Annotated in this window: 17 protein-coding genes; all 17 read left to right on the top strand. The window is 50.0% G+C overall.

Annotated features, from left to right (window positions below; genetic code table 11):
- Positions 1-60: 60 nt before the first annotated feature.
- Complete coding sequence (locus VFK44_07065; protein ID HET7628132.1) at positions 61-849, top strand: sugar phosphate isomerase/epimerase family protein; 789 nt, start codon at positions 61-63, stop codon at positions 847-849.
- Between the two features lie 43 nt (positions 850-892).
- A complete protein-coding gene (locus VFK44_07060) occupies positions 893-1,870 on the top strand; it encodes a Gfo/Idh/MocA family oxidoreductase (protein HET7628131.1) in 978 nt (325 codons plus the stop codon).
- Positions 1,871-2,119: 249 nt separating this feature from the next.
- Positions 2,120-3,457: an ABC transporter substrate-binding protein gene (locus VFK44_07055; protein ID HET7628130.1), complete on the top strand. Its 1,338-nt coding sequence runs from the start codon at positions 2,120-2,122 to the stop codon at positions 3,455-3,457.
- 118 nt (positions 3,458-3,575) lie between these two features.
- On the top strand, positions 3,576-4,490 hold the full coding sequence (locus tag VFK44_07050; protein HET7628129.1) for a sugar ABC transporter permease: 915 nt from the start codon (positions 3,576-3,578) through the stop codon (positions 4,488-4,490).
- The gene (locus VFK44_07045; GenBank protein ID HET7628128.1) at positions 4,490-5,362 is read left to right on the top strand and encodes a carbohydrate ABC transporter permease; all 873 of its coding nucleotides are present in this window, start codon (positions 4,490-4,492) and stop codon (positions 5,360-5,362) included. The genes VFK44_07050 and VFK44_07045 overlap by 1 nt, the downstream gene beginning before the upstream one ends.
- A 345-nt stretch (positions 5,363-5,707) precedes the next feature.
- Entirely contained in the window at positions 5,708-6,376 is a 669-nt protein-coding gene (locus tag VFK44_07040; GenBank protein ID HET7628127.1) for an aspartate/glutamate racemase family protein, read from the top strand.
- The gene (locus tag VFK44_07035; protein HET7628126.1) at positions 6,373-7,842 is read left to right on the top strand and encodes an FGGY family carbohydrate kinase; all 1,470 of its coding nucleotides are present in this window, start codon (positions 6,373-6,375) and stop codon (positions 7,840-7,842) included. Before VFK44_07040 ends, VFK44_07035 begins: the two co-directional genes overlap by 4 nt.
- Before the next feature lie 4 nt (positions 7,843-7,846).
- Positions 7,847-8,785 carry a class II fructose-bisphosphate aldolase gene (locus VFK44_07030; GenBank protein HET7628125.1) on the top strand — a complete coding sequence of 313 codons (939 nt, stop codon included), beginning with the start codon at positions 7,847-7,849 and terminating at the stop codon, positions 8,783-8,785.
- 6 nt (positions 8,786-8,791) lie between these two features.
- Positions 8,792-10,159 (top strand): protein O-GlcNAcase, encoded by a 1,368-nt coding sequence (locus VFK44_07025; protein HET7628124.1) that lies wholly within the window; start codon positions 8,792-8,794, stop codon positions 10,157-10,159.
- Positions 10,156-11,484 carry a glycoside hydrolase 100 family protein gene (locus VFK44_07020; protein ID HET7628123.1) on the top strand — a complete coding sequence of 443 codons (1,329 nt, stop codon included), beginning with the start codon at positions 10,156-10,158 and terminating at the stop codon, positions 11,482-11,484. The genes VFK44_07025 and VFK44_07020 overlap by 4 nt, the downstream gene beginning before the upstream one ends.
- Before the next feature lie 19 nt (positions 11,485-11,503).
- Complete coding sequence (locus tag VFK44_07015; protein HET7628122.1) at positions 11,504-13,969, top strand: glycoside hydrolase family 38 C-terminal domain-containing protein; 2,466 nt, start codon at positions 11,504-11,506, stop codon at positions 13,967-13,969.
- Complete coding sequence (locus tag VFK44_07010; GenBank protein HET7628121.1) at positions 13,938-14,615, top strand: class II aldolase/adducin family protein; 678 nt, start codon at positions 13,938-13,940, stop codon at positions 14,613-14,615. The genes VFK44_07015 and VFK44_07010 overlap by 32 nt, the downstream gene beginning before the upstream one ends.
- Complete coding sequence (locus VFK44_07005; GenBank protein ID HET7628120.1) at positions 14,612-15,913, top strand: four-carbon acid sugar kinase family protein; 1,302 nt, start codon at positions 14,612-14,614, stop codon at positions 15,911-15,913. The genes VFK44_07010 and VFK44_07005 overlap by 4 nt, the downstream gene beginning before the upstream one ends.
- Complete coding sequence (locus VFK44_07000; GenBank protein HET7628119.1) at positions 15,910-16,725, top strand: DeoR/GlpR family DNA-binding transcription regulator; 816 nt, start codon at positions 15,910-15,912, stop codon at positions 16,723-16,725. The genes VFK44_07005 and VFK44_07000 overlap by 4 nt, the downstream gene beginning before the upstream one ends.
- A 3-nt stretch (positions 16,726-16,728) precedes the next feature.
- Positions 16,729-17,493, top strand: coding sequence for a sugar phosphate isomerase/epimerase (locus VFK44_06995; GenBank protein HET7628118.1), 765 nt, complete (start codon positions 16,729-16,731; stop codon positions 17,491-17,493).
- Between the two features lie 19 nt (positions 17,494-17,512).
- Positions 17,513-20,593, top strand: coding sequence for an alpha-mannosidase (locus VFK44_06990; GenBank protein HET7628117.1), 3,081 nt, complete (start codon positions 17,513-17,515; stop codon positions 20,591-20,593).
- Positions 20,594-20,617: 24 nt separating this feature from the next.
- A partial coding sequence (locus tag VFK44_06985; protein HET7628116.1) for an alpha-glucosidase/alpha-galactosidase occupies positions 20,618-21,276 on the top strand: 659 nt, incomplete at its 3' end.

The following is a 21,276-nucleotide window of genomic DNA, read 5'->3' as shown; positions in this document are numbered from 1 at the left end:
AACCACATAGAACCTTGAACAGAAAAAAATGTAAGCGTTTGTAAGAAAGGGTGTTCGTGTATGAAGGTCGGCCTCGCCACCGCCAGTTACTTTGCGAAGCCGTCGAACTATTCCGTTTCCATGGATGATTGGGGCGAAGCAGAACGGCGCGTAATCGAGACGTTCTGTTTGCAAGAATTTCAACAGTTGTGCACAGCAATTGCCGGAGCCGGTTTCCGCTGCATCGAGCTTTGGATGGGTCATGCGTTTCCGAAGTTCATGACACAGGATTTGGCCGACGAAATGAAAATGATCGCTGGCAAGAGCGAACTGGAAATGATCGGATTTACGTGCCATTTAGGCGATCCGTTGAATTATCCGCGATGGACGGAACTTTGTTTTCGGACGAGTCGAATGTTCGGTATCGATTTAATCACGAGCGGTGTGACAAAACAAGGCGCACCGATTGTAAACGACTATTGCGAACAATATGGCATCAAGGTCGCCGTGGAAAATCATCCGGAAAAACATCCGGACGAAATTCTTGAAGTGATCGAACCGTACCGCGATTGGTTGGGAGCAGGTGTCGATACAGGTTGGTTTGGAACCCAAGGGTTCCCTCCGGAAAAAGCGTTGGAATTAATGGGCGACCGCTTATTCAATGTTCACTTGAAAGACGTAAAGGAAGTCGGAAGCCATCATCCCGTCGCACTCGGAAGTGGAGTTGTGGATATTGAGCAATGCGTTCGTACGCTGAAACAAATCGGTTATGATGATCGCGTCTCCGTCGAACAAGAAAGCGAAGACCATGATCCGACACGGGAATGCGGCGAGGCACTGCAAATGATCGAAGAACTGTTGAGCCACTAAACGGAAGAGAATTCGAAATATTACGTCAAAAGGAGGGTGTTTCTTGGTTCGATTAGCCGTGGTCGGAACGGGATTTCAAGGACAAGGGCATCTTGCCTCGTTAAAGAAGATCGCCGGCGTCGAGTTAGTCGCGATTTGTGACAAAAATGAGCAAACGTTGCGAAAAGCGGAAAAGAAAACAGGGCTGCCGGCATACAGCGATTGCGAAAAGATGTTGGATGAACGAAAGCCGGACGGCGTCGTCCTATGCACACCGCCGGAAGCAAGGCTTGCCCCGATTACAAAAGTCGTTGAAAGAAGGATCCCTTGTTTCGTCGAAAAACCGCCGGCGAAAGATGTTCGGCAAGGGGAACAGATTCATCGTTTATTCGAAGAAAGCGGCGTGATGAACAATGTAGGGTTCATGTTCCGTTATGCGGGCGCAGTTGATCAATGCCGCGAATGGCTGCGTGGGAGAAAAGTTTCTCTTGTCCGGAGCGCGATGCTCGATGGATTGGCGTTCAGGGATCATTGGCCGCGATGGTTTTTCGACAAGGAAAAATCCGGCGGCGCGATCTTCGACCAGGCGATCCATATCTTCGATTTGTGCCGCTATTTACTTGACGACGAGGTGGAAGCAGCTGCTGGATTTCAAGAAAATCTCGTCGTAGCGAAATCGGATAATTTTACGGTGGAAGATAGTTTCAGCCTCTCGCTGCGTTACCGGAGCGGAGTGTTGCAAAATCATACCCACTCGTGGGCGTTCGATGGATATTACACGAAAATCGAGTTCATTTCCGACCGGCTCTGCCTAGTTCTCGACTTGGCGGACGGGTCGGTTCGAGGGCATCTCGACGAAGAACCGGTCTTTTTTCAAAATGAAGAATCGTTCTATGAAAGAGAGCTGGCACAATTCGCGATGGCGATTCGGGATCAGGATTCAACACGGATTCGATCCGATTTCGGCGACAGCCTGAAATCATTGGCGACTACGCTCGGAATCGTGAAAGCTTTGGAGAAAAACAGCATCGTTCATTTTTAACGAACCGGACATTCTTTAAGGAGGTGAGCGCATCTTTCGGTTGGAAGAGGAATTGGAAAGGGGGAACGATGGACGGGGAAGAAGCGCTTTTCGGTGAACGAACAACGTAAACCATCTAGTCAAATCCTTTTGTGAAAGGAAAGCGAGGGTTCTCTACATATTTGACCCACGTTCACCATCAACGGAATGGGCGGCGTACGCATGAGGCACGCCGAATGAAAGGACAAAATTTTTCGGGGAGGAAAAACAATGAGAAAAAAGGGTTTCATGTTCGTTTTGGTGTTGGTCATGTCATTGTCCGCATTGTTGACGGGTTGTTCCGGTTCCGGCGGTTCGGATACCGCCTCCGGATCTGGCGGAAATCAATCAAGCGATGGAAAAACGATCGTCAATTTCTGGTCGTTTTGGGGATCTGAAACGAGACGTCCGGTCATTCAGCACATGGTTGATGAATTTAATAAATCGCAAGACAAAATTAAAGTGGAGTATACGTATTTACCGTGGGGCGACATTTGGACGAAGGAATTGGCGTCCGTCGCTGCCGGGAATCCGCCGGACGTTGTTGTTCAAGACATTATGTCCGTTCCGCTGCGTGCTTCGAAAGATCAGATTACCAACTTGTCAAAGTATATTGAAAAAGAAGGCGATGATTTCGGAAAACGTTTCTTTCCGCAGCTATGGGACATGATGGATTATAACGGCGACATTTACGCGGTTCCGTACAACACGGATACAAGGGTGTTGTTTTACAACAAAGATTTGTTCAAAAAAGCGGGACTTGACCCGAACGATCCGCCTGAAACGTGGCAAGAGCTCTGGGAATATGCGAATAAGCTTGACGTGAAGAACGGAGACCAATACGAAACGATCGGTTTCTATCCGTTATGGGGTGTCGGGAAAGATATTTGGCTGGAAAACGCGGATGGAGACGCGTACTTCAACTCGGATATGAAGCCGGTGATTAACGATCCGACGAGCGTTGAAGTCATGAATTGGCTGAAAAAGTGGAATGAAAAGTACGGGATGGACACGATCCACCGTTATGATGCTTATTTCAAAAACAGCCAAGCGAATCCTTTTCTTACCGGAAAGCTCGGCATGTACGTGCAAGCGGCAACTTTTTATACGCAAATCCGCGATTATGCAAAAGATTTGAACTTCGGAGTAACGTTAATGCCTGAATTCAAACCCGGCAGCGGTCATACGTCTTGGGGCGGCGGTTTTGAAGTCGAAATTCCGAAAGGATCGAAGCATCCGGATGCGGCGTGGGAGTTCATCAAGTATTTGACAGGGAAGCAAGCGCAGAAATATTGGGCGGTTCATACGTTTGATAACGTCGCTAATATCGAAGCAGCGAAGGCTGCCGGAGACAGCCCGAAATTAAACGATGAAAGTCAGATGGTTTACAAAGTGGCTACAGAAAGTGTCAAAAATAATGTGGTCACTCCATATCCATTGAAAGCACCGAATTTCCTCGACAAGGTGAATCCGCCGCTCGATAAAGCGTTGTTAGGGCAAATGCCTGTTGAAAAAGCACTGAATCAGGCGCAGCATGCGGTCGAACAGTCGATCAAAGCAAATCAATAAGGCGATGCGGTGGAAGGAGGATCGCGACGCGGTACTCCTTCCGCCTATTTCACACTAAAGGAGTTGAAATCCATTGGCCACGCCCGCTGTTTCGGCAAAAGCAAAAACGAAAACAAAGATCGCGCGCACAAAAGGGCTTTCCCCTCTTGCAAAAAGGGAGGAATATCAAGGGTTTTTATTCATCTTGCCGTGGATCATCGGCTTTCTCTGGCTGCAAGCCGGTCCGATGTTGTTTTCTCTATACGGAAGCTTGACGAATTATGATGTCACCTCGCAAATGGATTTTATCGGATTGCAAAATTACGTAAAAGCGTTTACCATCGATCCGATCTTTTGGAAATCATTATACAACACGATGTATTACGTCATCTTTTCCGTACCCTTAACGACCCTCGGCTCAATGCTCATTGCCTTGTTGCTCAACCAAAAAATCAGAGGAATGCGAGTCTTTCGGACGGTTTATTATTTGCCTGCGGTATTAAGCGGCGTCGCCGTATACTTGCTCTGGATGCAATTATTGTCGCCGGAAGGCTTAATTAATACGGTGCTTGCGTGGTTCGGCATACATGGTCCCGCGTGGTTGTTTGATGCCGATTGGACAAAGCCGGCGTTGATATTAATGCAAATGTGGAACGTCGGAGGCGGTATGCTGTTATATCTCGCGGCTTTGCAAGGTGTTCCGAAAACGCTGTACGAGGCGGCGGAGATCGATGGTGCTTCACCGTTCAGGAAATTTCTGCATATCAGTTTTCCAATGATTACGCCGGTCATTTTTTTCGATCTCGTAACGAGTACGATCGGCGGTTTTCAAATTTTCCAAGAAGCGTACGTCATGACTGACAACGGCGAAGGCGGGCCGCTCAATTCCTTGTTGTTCTTCAATTTGCACATGTGGAACAAGGCATTTAGGTCTTTTGACATGGGGTATGCGATGGCGATGTCCTGGGTGCTGTTCGTCATTATTTTCGGCTTGACACTCATTAACATCAAAGTGGCTCCAAAGTGGGTGCACTATGAGGGGGGAGACAAGTAATGGCCATCTCGACGGCAAAGTCGCATTATTTTCAAAGTGTGAAACGAAAAAAGAAAATCTCGCAGATCATCGTGACCATTGTCTTGTTGACCGGAAGCATCGTCATTCTGTCGCCGCTTTGGTGGATGATTTCGACCTCCTTGAAATCAATGACGGAAGTGATGCATTTTCCCCCGACGTTTTACCCGAAAGAGATCCATCTGGAAAACTATGTCGATGCGATCAAGGCTTTTCCGTTTTTTCGGTATGCGTTGAACACGTTGTTCATTACGTTCTTTGTCGTAATCGGTAATGTATTGTGCAATACGTTCGTTGCCTACGGGTTTGCTAAAATTCAGTTTCGCGGAAAAAACCTTTTGTTCGCGATCGTGCTCGCGACGATGATGATTCCTCCGTTTCTGACGATGATTCCGCAATACATCATCTTTACGAAACTCAACTGGATGAACTCGTATTTGCCGTTAATCGTTCCGTCGTTTTTCGGAAGCGCATTTTTCATCTTTTTGCTTCGTCAATTTTTCATGGGAATTCCGAACGATTACGTCGAAGCGGCGAAAATCGACGGCGCCAACCATTTTTACATTTGGTGGAAAATCGCCGTTCCAATGGCGAAACCGGCGATCGCGACTGTGGCGATCTTCTCGTTCAACGGAGCCTGGAACGATTTTGTCGGACCGTTGCTGTACGTGAACGATGAAAGTTTATACACGTTGCAAATCGGGCTTGCGACTTTTAAAGAACAAATTTCCGTGCAGTGGAACTATTTGATGGCGGCATCGCTGCTCGTGATTACGCCTGTCGTCCTATTATTTTTCGCGTTCCAGCGCTATTTCATTGAGGGCATGGACATCACCGCCGGAAGAAAAATATAACGGCCCATACGCATGACGCAACAGCGATTAACATCGTGGGAGCCTAAATGCCTTTGGATGTAAAAAGCATGGCGTTGGCCGCGTGATGACGTTCGTGAAGAACATGTTTAAAGACAGGCAAATCTCTCGGCGGCGTTGCTTACATGTATTCGTTTAACCGTCGCTCGTGATCGGATCGTCGGATGCATGTAGAAAATCGGATACATTGCCGTGATTGAGCCGGCGGCTACGACGTCGTTGAGGATGTACATAGGTTTATGTATCATATGAATACCTAACAGATGAAAAAAGAATGAGCGAATGCTCGGTTCAACTTACTCGAAACTTTATAAGGAGGTGGATAGGATGGGATGTCGATTAGCGATAATCCATACGACCCCGGTTACGGTCGAACCGCTCAAACAGTTGGCACTTCGGTTGATTGGCGACTGTGAAGTTATTAATTTCGTCGACGATTCGATTTTGCCAAGACTGCTTGTCAACGATGGAGACGTTAACGAAGTAAAGCATAAATTGCTGCAGTATGCAAAATATGCCGAAGCAGAAGAAGCGGACGTCGTTTTGAATGCGTGCTCATCCGTCGGCGAAACGGTTGCCGAGATGCGAAAGGAATTGTCGATTCCGGTCGTGCGGATTGACGAAGCGATGGCTGAAACGGCGGTAAACAGAGGGAATACGGTTGGAGTGGCGGCAACGCTTTCGACGACCTTGCGGCCGACCGTGCAATTGTTGAAAGAGAAAGCAACCGCGCGAAAGGCGGCGATTGAGGTACAACCTTTGTTGGCTGATGATGCGTATCGAGCTTTGGCCGCCGGTGACCGTCAGGAACATGACCGGCTCGTAGCTGAATCTTTGGCGGATCTCGCGAAAAAAACGGATGTCGTCGTTTTGGCGCAAGCCTCGATGGCTCAAGCGGTGGAGCGGCTCCCGGCCGCGATTCGCGGACAATTCCTCTCCAGTCCGGAATCGGGAATGAAACGAGTAAAACAAACATTAGAGGAAGGCCGACGATGAGTCGGGTGCTTTCGATCGATATCGGTACGACACATTGCAAAGCGGGATTGTTCGCAGTTGACGGTTCGGCTGTGAAAACGGCAGTTCGGCAAACGAACTACGATCCGGTTGAAATGTGGAAACAAATCGTTTCCATGATTGTCGAACTGACTCGTGACGGCGGCGAAGACATTGCGGCTGTCGGTATTTCGAGCATGGCGGAAACCGGTTTGCTGCTTGATCGCAAAACCGGTCAAGCGCGTACGGGTTTTCTTCCGTGGTTTGACGATCGAGCGACAGAGGAATGCGACGACATCGAGCGCCGCATCGATCCGTATGAACAATTTATGAAAAGCGGATTGCGGCCGAGCCGCAAATACGGATTGGCGAAGCTGTTATGGATTGCCCGCCATCAATCCCGCCTGTGGCTTGATGAATGCGTGTGGCTGTCGGCGGCGGATTATGCGGCTTATCGATTGACGGGAGCTTTCGCGACTGATTACACGCTTGCCTCGAGAACGTACGCTTTTCGCATTGATACAAAACAGTGGGATCGCGAGCTGTTAAAGGTATTTGATCTAAACCCGGCGTTGTTTCCCGACGTTCATCCGAGTGGAAGGCGAATCGCCGACGGAGCGGAAACATTGGATGAATTGCCTTTTTTGCGCGGAGTGCCTGTGGCGGTCTGCGGTCATGACCACGTGTGCGCCGCATTGGCGGCGGGTGCCGTGGAACCGGGAATCGTGTTTGATTCGGTCGGGACGGCGGAAACGCTCGTCGGAACAATGAAAGAGAAGAAGCTTGACGAAAAAGCGTTTCACTCAGGCTTATCTTTCGGGCTGCACGTCATTGGTGACGCATACTTTTGGATGGGAGGACTTCCCGCATCGGGAGGATCGATCGAATGGCTGCGGAGAGAAATCGCTTCCGGCGAGACGCTTACGTACGAACGCATCTTGCAAAAACTTTCGAAAACCGATGCAGCGCCTACGGGAATTTTATATTTTCCGTATTTGTCTGGAAGCGGGGCACCACGGCCTGATCAGCACGTGAAAGCAGCGTTCGTTGGCTTTGCGAACCATCATACGGGAAACGAGTTGCTAAAGGCGATTTTCGAAGGAACGTGCTATGAGATGGAGGCGATCCGCCGTTGCGCCGCTGCTTTGACCGATTCACCGATTGAGACGTTGGTTGCAGTCGGCGGGGGAACGAACAATCCCCATTGGATGCAAATGAAAGCAGATGTATCCCATTGCACCTTCCTCATACCGGAAATGGGAGAAGCGACGCTGTTCGGCGCCGCCATAGCCGCAGGAATGGGATGCGGCATTTACGAGAGTTACGAAGAAGCGCGGTCAATGTTCACAAAAAAAATGATGGAATTCACGCCTGATGAAGAGCGTCATGAAGCTTACCGAAACGTATACGAAAACGGTTATATGAGGCTTCAGGATCCCTTGAGACAATATTTTTCAAATTGGAGTTGAAGAGATGGGAACCGATACGAAACCGAAAAACGTGTTGACCTTAAAAGACATGCTGCGTGCTGCTGAGCGAGGTTGTTTTGCCGTTGGTTCGTTTTCGCCGCGATATGTTCCGATGATCCAACCGATTTTGCTTGCCGGGGAGCGTAACCGTTCGCCGCTGATTGTGCAAATTTCACAAAAGGAACTCGTTCGCTACGGGATCGCGCCTTTTGAATTCGCGAACCAGTTTTACCGCGTGTTGGAGGAAGACTCAATCACCGTACCCGTTACGTTGCATTTGGATCACACGAAAGACTTCGAGGTGATTGCCGATGCGATTGCTGCCGGCTTTACGTCAGTCATGATCGACGCGTCAGACCAACCGCTCGAACAAAACATTGCGTTGACGAGAGAGGTCGTCGAGTACGCTCATGAAAAAGGTGTTTCCGTGGAAGCGGAGCTCGGAAAAATCGGTACGACCGATTTTGTCGAAACGGATACCGACGAAGAATTGTACACCGATCCAAAGGAAGCGCAATATTTTGTCGAAAAGACCGGCATTGACGCACTCGCCGCATCCGTCGGCACAGCCCATGGTGTTTATGATGTCAAAAAACCGAAAATTGATTATGACCGGCTGCAAAAGATCCGATTGTTGACCAAAATCCCCCTCGTTTTGCACGGCGGTTCGGGCGTTCCCGCCGAGATGATCAAACACGCGACGCACTTGCCGAACGGTGGAATCAGCAAAGTGAACATTGCGACCGATTTGGAGGTCGCATGGCTCGAAGCGTTAGGGTTGTCCGAAAGAATGACGAATGACGAATGCCGGTCGCTTTCGGAAGGTCAACTGGCAAAGGGTCAAACGACGGTCGAGAAGGTGGCGTCCGCAAAGATGAACAATTATTTGGGAAGCGCCGGAAAAGCTTGGACCTTTGAAAAAGACGAACAAGAAAAGGAGTGATTAGGTTTGCTTTCATCACCATTTGACGTGCGTGGTGTCATCGAAGGTTTTTACGGCGTTTATTACACGCCGCCGGAACGAAACGACTTGATTCGTTTCATTGCCCGGAACGGATATAATTTGTACGTTTACGGACCGAAAAATGACCGGCAGCATCGCGCGCGTTGGAGGGAACCGTATCCTTCGGAGATTATGGAACAGTTCGCGAACACGATAAATCTTTGCGCCGCCGAAGGGATTGACTTTTGTTACTCCCTCGGTTGCGGTGTTTCGATGAATTATGCATCCGAAGCCGATTTGGACTTCATCAAACAGAAATTCGCAGCTTTTTATCAAATCGGGGTAAAAACGTTCGGTTTGCTGCTTGATGATATCGCTTCCGTCTTTCACTACGAAGAAGAGCGGGAAAAATTCAACAGTTACGCGGAAGCTCACGTTCATGTGTGCAATCACGTGCATGAATGGCTGAAATCCATGGATTCGGAGAACAAGTTGATTATGTGTCCGACTGACTATCACGGCACGGCCCCGTTCGGCGACTACATGAAAGAACTTGGCGGCGGCTTGCATCCGGACATTGATGTTTTTTACACCGGTCCGGAAATCGTCAGCCCGAAAATTGATGCGGCGGAAACCTCAGCGTTTGCCGAAGTCGCACGAAGAAAACCGCTCATCTGGGACAATTATCCGGTCAACGACCTCGCGATGCAGCCGGAACTGCACATCGGCCCGATTACCGGCCGCGACGAACGGCTGTCCGACGTTTGCAAAGGCATCATTGTCAATACGATGATGCAGCCGGAAGCCTCGAAAATCGCGCTTTTGACGTTCAGGGATTATTTCCGGAATCCGCAAGCTTACGATCCGTGGGAGTCTTGGGACTTTGCTCTGCGAAAAATCGGCGGGAACGATAGTTTCCAACCGTTGAAGCGGCTCGCCGAAAACGCCTTACAGTCGGCATTGGAACACGAAAATGCTGTGAAATTGAGACAACTAACGGAACGTGCGCTTGCGGCACTCCAAAACGATGAAAAAATATCCGAAAGCCAAGCTGTACACGACTTGCACGAATATTTGGACGAACTTGACGAAGCAGGGTATCATTTAAAAAACCGTATGACGAATTATTCGTTGCGCAAGGATCTGATTGATTGGATCATCCCGCTTGAAAGTTGGGCGTGGGCAGGACGAAGAGCGATTCGACTGCTCGGAGCTCTTCAAAAAGGTGAAGACCATAAGCCGGTGGTGCAAGCTTTAAACGAGTCGATGGTGGACATTCGGCAACAACCGAAACAAATTACCGGAAACGTCTTACAGCCGCTTATCGACTATGCGCTCGATCAAGCCGGGGAATCGAAAGGCGTTCAGTCATGAAGGCGCTGGTACGAGAAGGGACCGAGCGGGCGGAATCCGTCTTGCTTGCCAACGGCGGAGAACTTGGCTTGCTCGGATCCAATCAAGCGTATCAACAAGTATGGGCGCGTGACAGCATGATTTGCGGATTCGGTCTTTTGCTTTGCAAGGATGCTGAGGGGCTTGCGATTCAGAAACGATCGCTTGAAACGCTGCGTCGTTTTCAGTCGAAACTTGGAAAAATCCCTCACAATGTCGGGCAGACGAATGTCGAAGATCCTGCCTTAATCGCCCACGGCGGAAAACTGAAGGTTGAGGGTGTCGAAGGCAAGGCAATCGAGGACACGATTCATGCAGGCTGCGTGGACGGCAACTTATGGTATGTCATCAGCCATTATTATACGTTTTATCATACCGGCGATATTGCTTTTCTCCGTCAAGCTTGGCCGAGTTTGCAACAAGCGCTGCTCTGGCTAGAATATCAAGATTCCAACGAATGCGGGTTGCTCGAGGTTCATGAAGCCATGGATTGGGCGGATTTATTCGCGAATCGGTATAACGTTTTGTTCGACAACGTCTTATATTTTGCTGTGTGGAATGCGATGGGGAAAATGGGCAAAGCGCTCGGTGTCGACGTTAGCAAGTATTTTGCCAAAGCTGAAGACGTGCGCAAAAAGATTAACGTGTTGCTTTGGGTCGGGCCGGAAGAACCAAACGACTATGCTTGGGTAGCGAATGAACGAAAGGAATGGCTGTATCCGTTAAAACGCACCGAAACCGAGCTCGTTGAACGTCCGTTTTATTTGCCGTACATGGCTTTTCGCGATTACGCGGACCGTTTTGACACGTTAGCCAATTTGTTAGCCATCTTGTTCGGTGTCGCGGATCAAACGAAAGCGGATAAAATTCTCGACTACATCCACGGGTGCGGGTTAAACGAACCGTATCCAGTGAACGCCTGTTATCCGGTCATCCATCCCGGCGACAAAGATTGGCGCGAGTATTACCGTGTCCGCAATTTGAATCAACCGTATCATTATCATAATGGCGGGGCTTGGCCGTTCATCGGCGCATTTTACGTAGCGGCGCTCGTGCAAGCCGGAAGACAGACCGAGGCCGAGCGGCAGTTGGATAAATTAACGGAAATGAACCGGGACGGTAAAGCAAAACCGTGGGAATTCAACGAATGGTTCCACGGGGAATCCGGTCGTCCGATGGGGTACGGGGGCCAGTCGTGGTCCGCTGCGTTGTATTTGTTCGCCGCCGACGCCGTGAAACGTGCATCCGTTCGCGGGTTTGACTGGAAAGGCAGTTGGTTGCAGAATCCAGTAACGTCTACTTCATAAAAATGGGAGGGGAAGCCGTATGACGAATCAAACGGAACGATCAACAAAAGTGAAGACACCGGTCGACACACAGCCGACGCTGCATATGATCGGCAATGCGCATCTCGATCCGGTCTGGCTCTGGCCATGGCAAGAAGGGTTTCAAGAAACGAAAGCGACTTTTCGCTCAGCGCTCGACCGAATGAAAGAATCGGACGACTTTCTGTTTACTTCGAGTTCTGCAGCCAATTACGAATGGATTGAACAGAATGAACCAGAGATGTTTGAAGAAATTCGCCAACGAATCGCCGAAGGGCGTTGGGAAATCGTCGGCGGATGGTGGGTTCAGCCCGACTGCAACATTCCCGGAGGCGAATCATTTGTTCGTCAAGGGTTAATCGGGCAACGGTATTTTCAAGAAAAATTTGGGGTCACGGCGAAGGTTGGCTATAACGTCGACAGTTTCGGCCATCACGGCATGCTTCCGCAAATTTTGCGAAAGTCAGGTATGGATGCTTACATCTTTATGCGACCGTCGCCGCAGGAAAAAGGACTGCCCGGACGGCTGTTTACTTGGGAATCGGACGACGGCAGCCGAGTGCTCACGTTTCGCATCCCATTCGAATATTGCACGTGGGGGAAAGAACTCGACAAACATGTGCGGAGAACGGCCGGTGAATTGCGGGAACCTTTTACCGACTTAATGTGCTTTTACGGGGTCGGCAATCATGGCGGAGGACCGACGAAAAAAAACATTGACAGCATTCGAAGGTTAAACGAGGATCCGAATTTTCCGCGTCTGAAATTCAGTACACCAAACCGTTTTTTTGCGGAATTATCGGAGGCAGACTTGTCTTATCCAGTCGTGCACGACGATCTGCAACACCATGCGAGCGGTTGTTATGCCGCCCATTCCGGTGTGAAAAAATGGAATCGGGAAGCGGAAAATTTATTAGTAAAGGCAGAGAAGTTCGCTTCTGTCGCCTTGTGGACGACCGGTCAACCGTATCCGGACCTTAGCCGCGCTTGGAAAAATGTCTTGTTCAACCAGTTTCACGACATTTTGGCGGGAACGAGCTTGGAAGAAGCTTATGAAGATGCGCGTGACGAGTACGGAGAAGCGAAAGCGATCGCTTCGCGTGCCCTCAATTATGCCGTTCAATCGGTATCGTGGCGGATTGACATCGAAGAAGAGGAAGGCATGAAACCGATTGTCGTTTTCAACCCGCACAGTTGGCAAAGCCGTGTGAATGTAGAACTTGAAGTCGGCGGGTTAAAGAAATACGATCGTCTCGTCGATGATGAAGGAAAAGAAGCAGCCTATCAGGCCGTACAATCGCGAGCGACGGCGGGCGGACGGTTCAGGCTTAGTTTTGTCGCGGATTTGCCTCCTTTCGGCTATCGGGTCTATAAATTGTTGAGAGGAGAAAAAGGGAAGACGTTCCCTTCGATTAAAGCCAACGACCATACGCTCGAAAATGAACAATATCGTGTCGAGATCGAACCGGAAACCGGTTTTGTGACGAGCCTTTATGACAAACACAAAAACCTTGAATTGTTGGACGGCCCGGCCGCACGTCCGGTCGTTATGAATGACGAAAGCGACACGTGGAGTCACAACGTGCTCAGTTACCGTGACGAATGTGGAACGTTCAAGGCGAAAAGCGTAAAACGGGTCGAACATGGACCGGTGAAATCAGTTATTCGCGTGACGAGTGAATTCGGCAAGTCGACGCTTGTGCAAGATTTCACGATGTATCGGGAGTTGAACACGGTCGAAGTGGATGTGACCGTCAATTGGCAAGAGCAAATGAAAGTGTTGAAATTGAAGTTTCCGGTTAATCTCGTTTTTCGAAAAGCAACTTATGAAATTCCGTACGGGCGAATCGTTAGAGAGTGCAACGGTGAGGAGGAACCGGGACAAAGCTGGATCGACGTATCCGGCACCCATCCTGGAACCGGCGAACTGTACGGGCTTAGCGTGTTGAACGATGGAAAATACAGCTTTGATATTTTGAACAAGGAATTGTCGTTGACGGTGTTGAGGAGTCCGATTTATGCCCATCACGATCCACTCGTTCCTGATCCGGAAGGGCATTATTCCTACATCGATCAAGGCATTCAACGTTTCCGTTACGTATTGTTGCCGCATGAAGGAAATTGGGAAACCGCCGATACGGTGCAAAAAGCGGCCGAACTGAACCAGCCGCCGGAAGCGGTTATCGAAACGTATCATCAGGGCACACTCCCGCAAAAAGACTCGTATTTGTCAGTAAACGTTGACAATGTCGCGGTGACGGCGCTGAAAAAAGCGGAAGATAATGACGACTTGATTTTGCGCGCTCATGAAACTGTGAATCACGCGACGAAGGCGACGATTCGGCTGCCGAAATTCGGCCGCTCCATTGAAGCGGTGTTCCAACCTTCGGAGATCAAAACGTTCCGGATTCCGAAAAACGAAGACGAGGACGTTTATGAGACGAACCTTCTCGAATGGACGGAATGAAATGATCGACGTTCTTATACAAACCGGAAAGGATTTAGTTGACCGTCATCTTGCTTGGGGGAATGCCGGGAACATGAGCATACGCCTCGATTGCGGCCGTTGTTTGATTACGGCGAGCGGAACGAGGCTCGGTGAATTGAATGAGACTTCTTTTGCGACGTGTTTCCTTGATGAGAGCCGGTCACCGGAAGGCGGGAAACCGTCGAAAGAATGGCCGATGCACAAAGCTGTTTATGAGGAACGTTCAGAAGTAGGTGCGGTTCTTCACGCAGCCCCCTTTTACAGTACCTTTGCTGCTTGTTCACGTAATTTTGAAATTCGTTCCGATTTGTTCGTGGAGACAATGTATTATCTCGAGCGTGTCGAACGGGTCCCTTATCGACATCCGGGTTCAGCCGCGCTTGCGGACGAAGTCCGCAAGAAAGCGAGGAAAGCGAACATACTGCTGCTGGAAAACCATGGCGTTCTCGTCTTTGACGAAACAGTTAATGAAGCGAGGAATGCGATGGAAGTATTGGAACTTGCGTGTCGGATGGTCGTCACCGGCAAACAGAGCGAACTTGATTTCAACCCGCTTGACGACCGCACGGTCGAGTCGTTCTTGAACGATTCCGGATATAAAAAACGAAGGGAGTGGCCGCAATGATAGGCGTAATTGCCGATGACATTACCGGAGCGAACGATATCGGCAGCATGTTCGCCAAAAACCATTACGTCAGTGATGTGTATGATCACGAACATGTTGCACTTGCAGCTCAAAGAACGAGCCGGTCGGCTCCCGACGTGTTGATTTTGGATACTGATTCAAGATTCGACGACAAGAATACGGCTTACAACAAAGTGTTTCGTGCGACAATGAAAGCTGTCGAAGCAGGAGCCGATCGTTTCATCAATAAAACATGTTCGGTCTTTCGCGGAAATATCGGGGCCGAATTCGACGCGATGCTGGATGCTTTAAATGAGTCGTTTGCGGTAGTCGTGCTCGGGTTTCCGAAAAATGGAAGAATTACACGGGAAGGCATTCATTACGTAAACGGTGTAAAATTAGAACAGTCGGAATTCCGCGACGATCCGGTGCATCCGATGATGTGCTCGAATTTGCAGGAGATTTTGCAGTCGCAAACGGAACGAACCGTCGGAGCGATTCATCACGAAGTCGTTCGACAAGGTCCGTCGCATTTGCGAGAAAGGCTTGAACGCGCGAAACAGTCGTGGCATTACGTCATTGTGGACGTCACGTGCCAGGAAGATTTGCGAGTGGTCGCCGAAGCTGTTAAAGACGTTCGTGTCCTATGCGGAAGTTCCGCAATCGCCGAAGAACTTCCGGCCGTGCTTGGTACACGGCCGGAGTCGTTTTACGATTTGCCGCCGGAAAACGAATGCGGATTGCTCTGTGCCGCGGGAAGTTTAATGCCGCAAACGGCTCGGCAAATTGAATACATGCGGGAAAAAAGGGTGTTCGTGTACGAACTCGATACTGCAGCTTTAGTTAAGGACAACGACTGCCGGAAAACGATCGAAACGTGTGTGAAAGTATTGAGCGAGCAAATGAGAAACGGCGATGACGTTGTCGTCCACACGTCGAACTTGCCGCATCAAGTGAACCGAACGCGGGAAGCGGGGGCGAAGCAAGGATTTTCGAAAAAACAAGTGTCGCAGAGGATTTCAAGACAATTGGCGGAAGTCGTTGATCGACTTGTGAAAGCGACGGGGCAAAACCGGCTCGTGATCGCCGGAGGGGATACTTCTGCGGCGGTGTGCAGACAACTCGGGGTATACGGCATGCGCGTTTATCGCGAAATTGAGCCGGGATTGCCGTCCTGTCTGACGTTTTCTATCCCTGAACGGCTGCTTGTCTTGAAGTCTGGCAGCTTCGGCAAGCCTGACTTTTTCGAGAAAGCTTTTGCGCACATGAAAACGAAAGAAAAGGGGGGCGTGTCATGATTGTCGTTCACCGCCGAAACAAGATCAAAGAGAAGCTGTTCGATCAAAAAAGCGTTAAAGTCGCCGATCTCGTCGACGAATTTCACGTGTCCGAAGAGACGATTCGCCGCGATTTAAACGAATTGGCGAAAGAAGGGTTGATCAAAAAAAATTACGGCGGGGCCATTCTCGTCGAAGAGTTAAACCGCGTGTCGCAGACGGTTCCTCCCGTGCAGCAGCGGCAATTTCAATTTTATGAAGAAAAGGATGCGATTGGACACATGGCGGCAACCTTCGTTCAAAACGAGCAAATCGTCACGATTGACGCCGGTTCCACGACTTGGTTTGTCGCAAAACACTTGCGCTCTTTGCAAGGCTTGAGCATCATTTCTAACGGCATCAACATCGTCGAGGAATGCAGCAAAAACGAAAGTTCGTCCATTTACATGCTCGGGGGCCAATTGAAGCGTAATTCAATGAGTGTGTTCGGTTCACAGACGCAGCTCGAATTGCAAAATTACAATGCCGACATCGTTTTTCTCGGCACGTCCGGTATTTCGCTCACCCAAGGGTTCACAAGTTCTGATTGGTATGAGGCAGAAGTAAAGAAAATGATGGTCGCTTCCGGGCAAAAGAAAGTTGTGCTCGCTGACCATAGCAAATTGGAGAAACCGGGTTTGCTGTCGTTCTGCCCGTTTGAGGCAGTCGACATGTTGATCACGAGTGAACGGGCGGATCCCGAAAGTTTGAAAATCATCGCGGATCGCGGCGTTGAGGTCGTCGTCTGTCCGCTTGAAGGACCAAAACAGGAGATGAAAGAAACGGGGAGATAAACAATGGGAAAAATCGGATTGCAATTATTTTCGGTATGGCCGGCGGCGGAAAAAGACTTTCTCGGCACCGTGAAAAAAACGGCCGACATCGGCTACGAAAGCATTCAGTTTGCCGGATTTTTCGGCACGCCGGCGAAAGACGTGAAACGGCTGCTTGATGCTGAAGGCGTTGAACCGGCAGGGGCGCACGAGCCGATCGAACGTTTTCAAGGGGATTCCTTGAACGACACGTTCGCTTACCATGAAACGATCGGCAACCGGCTGCTCATTTGTCCGGCATTGCCCGATGAGATGCGAACGAATGCCGATGCGTATAAACGGACGGCGGAAACGTTAAATAAAATCGGGGAGCGATGCCGAGAAGCCGGATTTGTTTTCGGGTATCATAATCACGATTTCGAGTTCGCTGAATTGATGGGAACCACTGGATTCGATCTTCTGTATGAAGAGACAGATCCCGCACTTGTCAAAATGGAGCTTGATTGTTTTTGGGCTTCGTATGCCGGCCGTGATCCGCTTGAACTTTTAGACCAATACGGGGATCGGTGCGTTTCGCTGCACATCAAGGACATTAAAACGGTCGATGGCAGACATGTAAGTACCGAAGTTGGAAACGGTGAGTTGGACATCGCTTCTCTCGTCCGTGAAGGAAAAAAACACGGCGTCGACTGGTTTACCGTGGAACAAGAAGAATTCGACAACGATCCGTTCGACAGCTTGGCGGTGAGCGCGAAACAATTGAAAGCAATCGTCGAAGAAACTGATTAGGCGGGGGAGTGTGCAACACATGTTGTTTTTTACGGAAGAAAAATTACGGAAACATACGGATGAAATCCGCACGACGATCTGCCGGGAAACGAAGAAGATTCCACTGTTTAAATATTTGGAATCCGAATGTGACGGCGCGCATGCACCGGATTTCGACGACAGCGCCTGGGAGAATTTCGAAGTCGGGCGGACGTGGGGCGGCTATGACAAAGTCGCCTGGTTTCGTTCGACAGTGGAAGTGCCGGCCGAATGGAAAGGTGAAAAAACTGTGCTGCGGTTTTTGGTCGGTCCGCGCGACGGCGGCGGTTCAACGGCGGAAACGCTGCTGTACGTGAACGGCAAGCCGCTTCAAGGCATCGACATTTGGCATGAAGAAGCATGGCTGCCGCCGGAAGTGATCGGCGACGGCAAGATTCATGTCGCGTTGAAAGCGTGGAGCAGCGTGTTGAAAGTGCCGGAGGTACGACGGTTTAAAGTGGCGGAGCTCGCGTGCGTTGATGAAGCCGCTGAGCACTATTTTTATCAAATGGATACGTTGCTTTACGCGTTGAAAGAGCTTGATGAAAACGACTTTAGCCGCACGGAACTGTTAAAAGCGATGAACGCCTCGATGCATAAAGTGGACTTTCTGAAGGTCGGTTCAGAGATGTACTACGCTTCACTCCGTGAAGCACTTACGACACTCGAGGCGCGTCTCGCCGAGATTAAGGAACAAAATCCGCGTAAACCGAAAGTCGTCACGGTCGGGCATTCCCATATTGACATGGCTTGGCTCTGGCGCTTGAACCATACGCGTGAAAAAGCTTCACGCACATTCTCGACGGTTCTTCACTTGATGAAGCAATACCCGGAATACCGGTTCATGCACAGCTCGCCGCAGCTGTATCAATTTTTGAAAACGGACTATCCGGACATTTACGCTGCAGTGAAAGAAAGAATCGCTTCCGGCGAGTGGGAAATCACCGGCGGCATGTGGGTCGAGCCGGACACGAACTTGCCGTCAGGCGAATCGCTCATCCGGCAAATTTTATTCGGCAAGCGGTTTATGCGTGATGAATTCGGCGTAGAAACACGCGTCGTTTGGCTGCCGGACGTCTTTGGCTACACGTGGTCGCTTCCGCAAATCATGAAGAAAAGCGGCATAGACGCGTTTATGACGACGAAGATCAGCTGGAGTCAGTTCAATCGCTTTCCGTATGACACATTCAAATGGCGCGGCACGGACGGAACGGAAATTTTAACCCATTTTATTACGACGCCTGAGCGCGACAGCTTGCATTACACATACAACGGGGAAATCGATCCGAAAAGCATTAAAGGCATTTGGGACGCCTACCAGCAAAAGGAGATCAACAATGAGCTGTTGTTTGCCTACGGCTGGGGCGACGGGGGCGGCGGACCGTCGAAAGAAATGTTGGAAGCGCGCCGGGTGATCGACGGATTGCCGGGATTCCCGCAAGTGGAAACCGGAAAGGTGGAACCGTATTTCGAGCGGCTTGCCGAGCGGGTGAAAGATGAATCGGTGCCCGTTTGGGACGGCGAACTGTATTTGGAATATCACCGCGGTACATATACATCGCAAGCAGCGTTAAAGAAGGCGAATCGGAAAGCCGATCAAATGTATCGGGAAGCGGAATGGCTCGGCTCGACGGCGTCATTGTTGAGCGGAAACGATTGTCACGTGAACGAACGTTTGCGTCACGGATGGGAACGGATGCTCTTAAATCAGTTTCACGACGTGCTGCCGGGCTCATCGATCCGTCAAGTGAATGAGGATGCACGCGCGGACTACGAATGGGTGCAGTCGCTCGGAAACGAAGTGACAGAAGACGCTTTAGATAAAATTTGCACAGGTATTGCCGTCGATGAAGATCGTGTTGTTGTGTTTAACAGTTTGTCTCATGCAAGAACGGATTTGGTCGAGGTTTCAGGAGAGGTTGAGGACGCGCAGCCGATTGAAGAAGGGCGTTATCTTGCGCTTGCCGAAGGTGTGCCTGCATTCGGCTATGAAACTTTGCAGCCGGTGCAGCACGCCTTAGAGCCGATGATTGTGAAGCCTGACAAACTCGAAAACCGTTATTATGTGATTACACTTAATGCACACGGTCAGCTGACCTCGATTTATGATAAGCGCCGCAAACGCGAAGTGCTCGCGGAACATGCGACCGCGAACGTTTTTCAAGCGTTTGAAGACAAACCGATGGAATTTGACGCTTGGGATATTGATATTTATTACCAAGAGAAAATGCGCGAGATCACGGAATTAACCGATGCCCGCGTCATCGAAGAAGGACCGCTTCGCGGCGTGCTTCGCTTAACATGGACATTTTTCGATTCGACGATCACGCAAGACGTCACGATTTACGATCATTCGACGCGCATTGATTTCAAGACGACGATCGACTGGCAGGAGAAACAGACGCTCTTGAAAGCAGCGTTTCCGGTCAACATTCGTGCGACGCGAGCGACGTATGACATTCAGTTTGGCGCAATTGAGCGGGCGACGCATTGGAATACGAGCTGGGACTATGCCCGCTTTGAAGCGGTCGGCCATAAATGGGTCGACTTGTCGGAAGGCAATTACGGCGTGGCGCTTTTGAACGATTGTAAATACGGACATGACGTGCGCGATCACGTGCTGCGTCTGACGCTTTTGAAATCATCGATCGGACCAGATGAAACCGCCGACCGCGGCAAACACGAATTCACGTACAGCTTGTATCCGCATGAAGGAGATTGGAAAGACGGCGGTGTCATTGAAGAAGCCTATGCGCTCAATCATCCGCTTCGCGCTGCATTTGTGAAAGCGAATCCGAACGGAGCACTGCCGAACCGTTTTTCGTTCGTCTCATGTGACAATGATCACGTCGTGATCGAAACCGTGAAAAAAGCAGAAGACGGCGATGCGATCGTCGTTCGTGTGTATGAATCGAAGCAATACCGCAACGAACAAGTGAAGTTGAAATTTGCAAAGCCGATACAGCACGCAGTCGAATGTAATTTGATAGAGGAAGAGGAACGAGAAACGGTGTTTGATAGCAACGAGATTTCGTTTGGAATCAATCCGTTTGAAATTAAAACGTTCAAGGTGACGTTTTAACAAGGGGGTTTTGCTTTGATCAAAGTGGCGATGATCGGCGCCGGAAGCATCGGATTTACGCGCCGGTTAATGATGGATATTCTCGCGGTCGCTGCGTTCCGCGATACGGAATTTCGCTTCATGGACATCAATCTCGATCATCTTGAGAAAGTCACAAAGCTTTGCCGGCAAATGATCCAGGCGAATGAGCTGCCGGCAACAATTGTTGCCACATCGAATCGGAAAGAAGCGATTCGGGACGCCGATTATGTGTTTTGTACCGCAAGGGTCGGCGGTCTCGAAGCGTTCCGCCGTGATATTGAAATTCCGCTGAAATACGGCGTCGATCAATGCGTCGGCGATACACTCGGTCCGGGCGGCGTCTTCTTCGCCTTGAGGACGATTCCGCTTCTCTTGGATATCGCAGCAGATATGCGTGAAGTTGCGCCGGAGGCGCTGCTCCTCAATTACTCGAATCCAATGGCGATGAATACGTGGGCGGTGCGCAAAGCCGGCGGTGTCCGCGTCGTCGGTTTGTGCCACGGCGTGCAAGGCAGCCACCGGCAAATCGCGAAGGCGCTCGGGCTGCCGCAGGACGAAGTGGACATCACCGCAGCAGGCATTAACCACCAAACGTGGTTTCTCGACGTGAGTCATCGGGGCAAGGACTTGCGGCCATTTTTATTAGAAGCGTTTGAAAAACA

The sequence above is a fragment of the Bacillales bacterium genome (assembly GCA_035700025.1).
GTDB lineage: Bacteria > Bacillota > Bacilli > Bacillales > DASSOY01 > DASSOY01.
The sequence above is the reverse complement of the archived record's forward strand: the minus strand, read 5'-3'. Positions and strand labels throughout refer to the sequence as shown.

Excerpts from the sequence above, each read along its gene's own strand:
- VFK44_07065 (HET7628132.1), top strand. The coding sequence starts at position 61 with ATGAAGGTCGGCCTCGCCACCGCCAGTTACTTTGCGAAGCCGTCGAAC.
- VFK44_07055 (HET7628130.1), top strand. The coding sequence starts at position 2,120 with ATGAGAAAAAAGGGTTTCATGTTCGTTTTGGTGTTGGTCATGTCATTG.
- VFK44_07045 (HET7628128.1), top strand. The coding sequence starts at position 4,490 with ATGGCCATCTCGACGGCAAAGTCGCATTATTTTCAAAGTGTGAAACGA.
- VFK44_07040 (HET7628127.1), top strand. The coding sequence starts at position 5,708 with ATGGGATGTCGATTAGCGATAATCCATACGACCCCGGTTACGGTCGAA.
- VFK44_07035 (HET7628126.1), top strand. The coding sequence starts at position 6,373 with ATGAGTCGGGTGCTTTCGATCGATATCGGTACGACACATTGCAAAGCG.
- VFK44_07030 (HET7628125.1), top strand. The coding sequence starts at position 7,847 with ATGGGAACCGATACGAAACCGAAAAACGTGTTGACCTTAAAAGACATG.
- VFK44_07020 (HET7628123.1), top strand. The coding sequence starts at position 10,156 with ATGAAGGCGCTGGTACGAGAAGGGACCGAGCGGGCGGAATCCGTCTTG.
- VFK44_07015 (HET7628122.1), top strand. The coding sequence starts at position 11,504 with ATGACGAATCAAACGGAACGATCAACAAAAGTGAAGACACCGGTCGAC.
- VFK44_07010 (HET7628121.1), top strand. The coding sequence starts at position 13,938 with ATGAGACGAACCTTCTCGAATGGACGGAATGAAATGATCGACGTTCTT.
- VFK44_07005 (HET7628120.1), top strand. The coding sequence starts at position 14,612 with ATGATAGGCGTAATTGCCGATGACATTACCGGAGCGAACGATATCGGC.
- VFK44_07000 (HET7628119.1), top strand. The coding sequence starts at position 15,910 with ATGATTGTCGTTCACCGCCGAAACAAGATCAAAGAGAAGCTGTTCGAT.
- VFK44_06995 (HET7628118.1), top strand. The coding sequence starts at position 16,729 with ATGGGAAAAATCGGATTGCAATTATTTTCGGTATGGCCGGCGGCGGAA.
- VFK44_06990 (HET7628117.1), top strand. The coding sequence starts at position 17,513 with ATGTTGTTTTTTACGGAAGAAAAATTACGGAAACATACGGATGAAATC.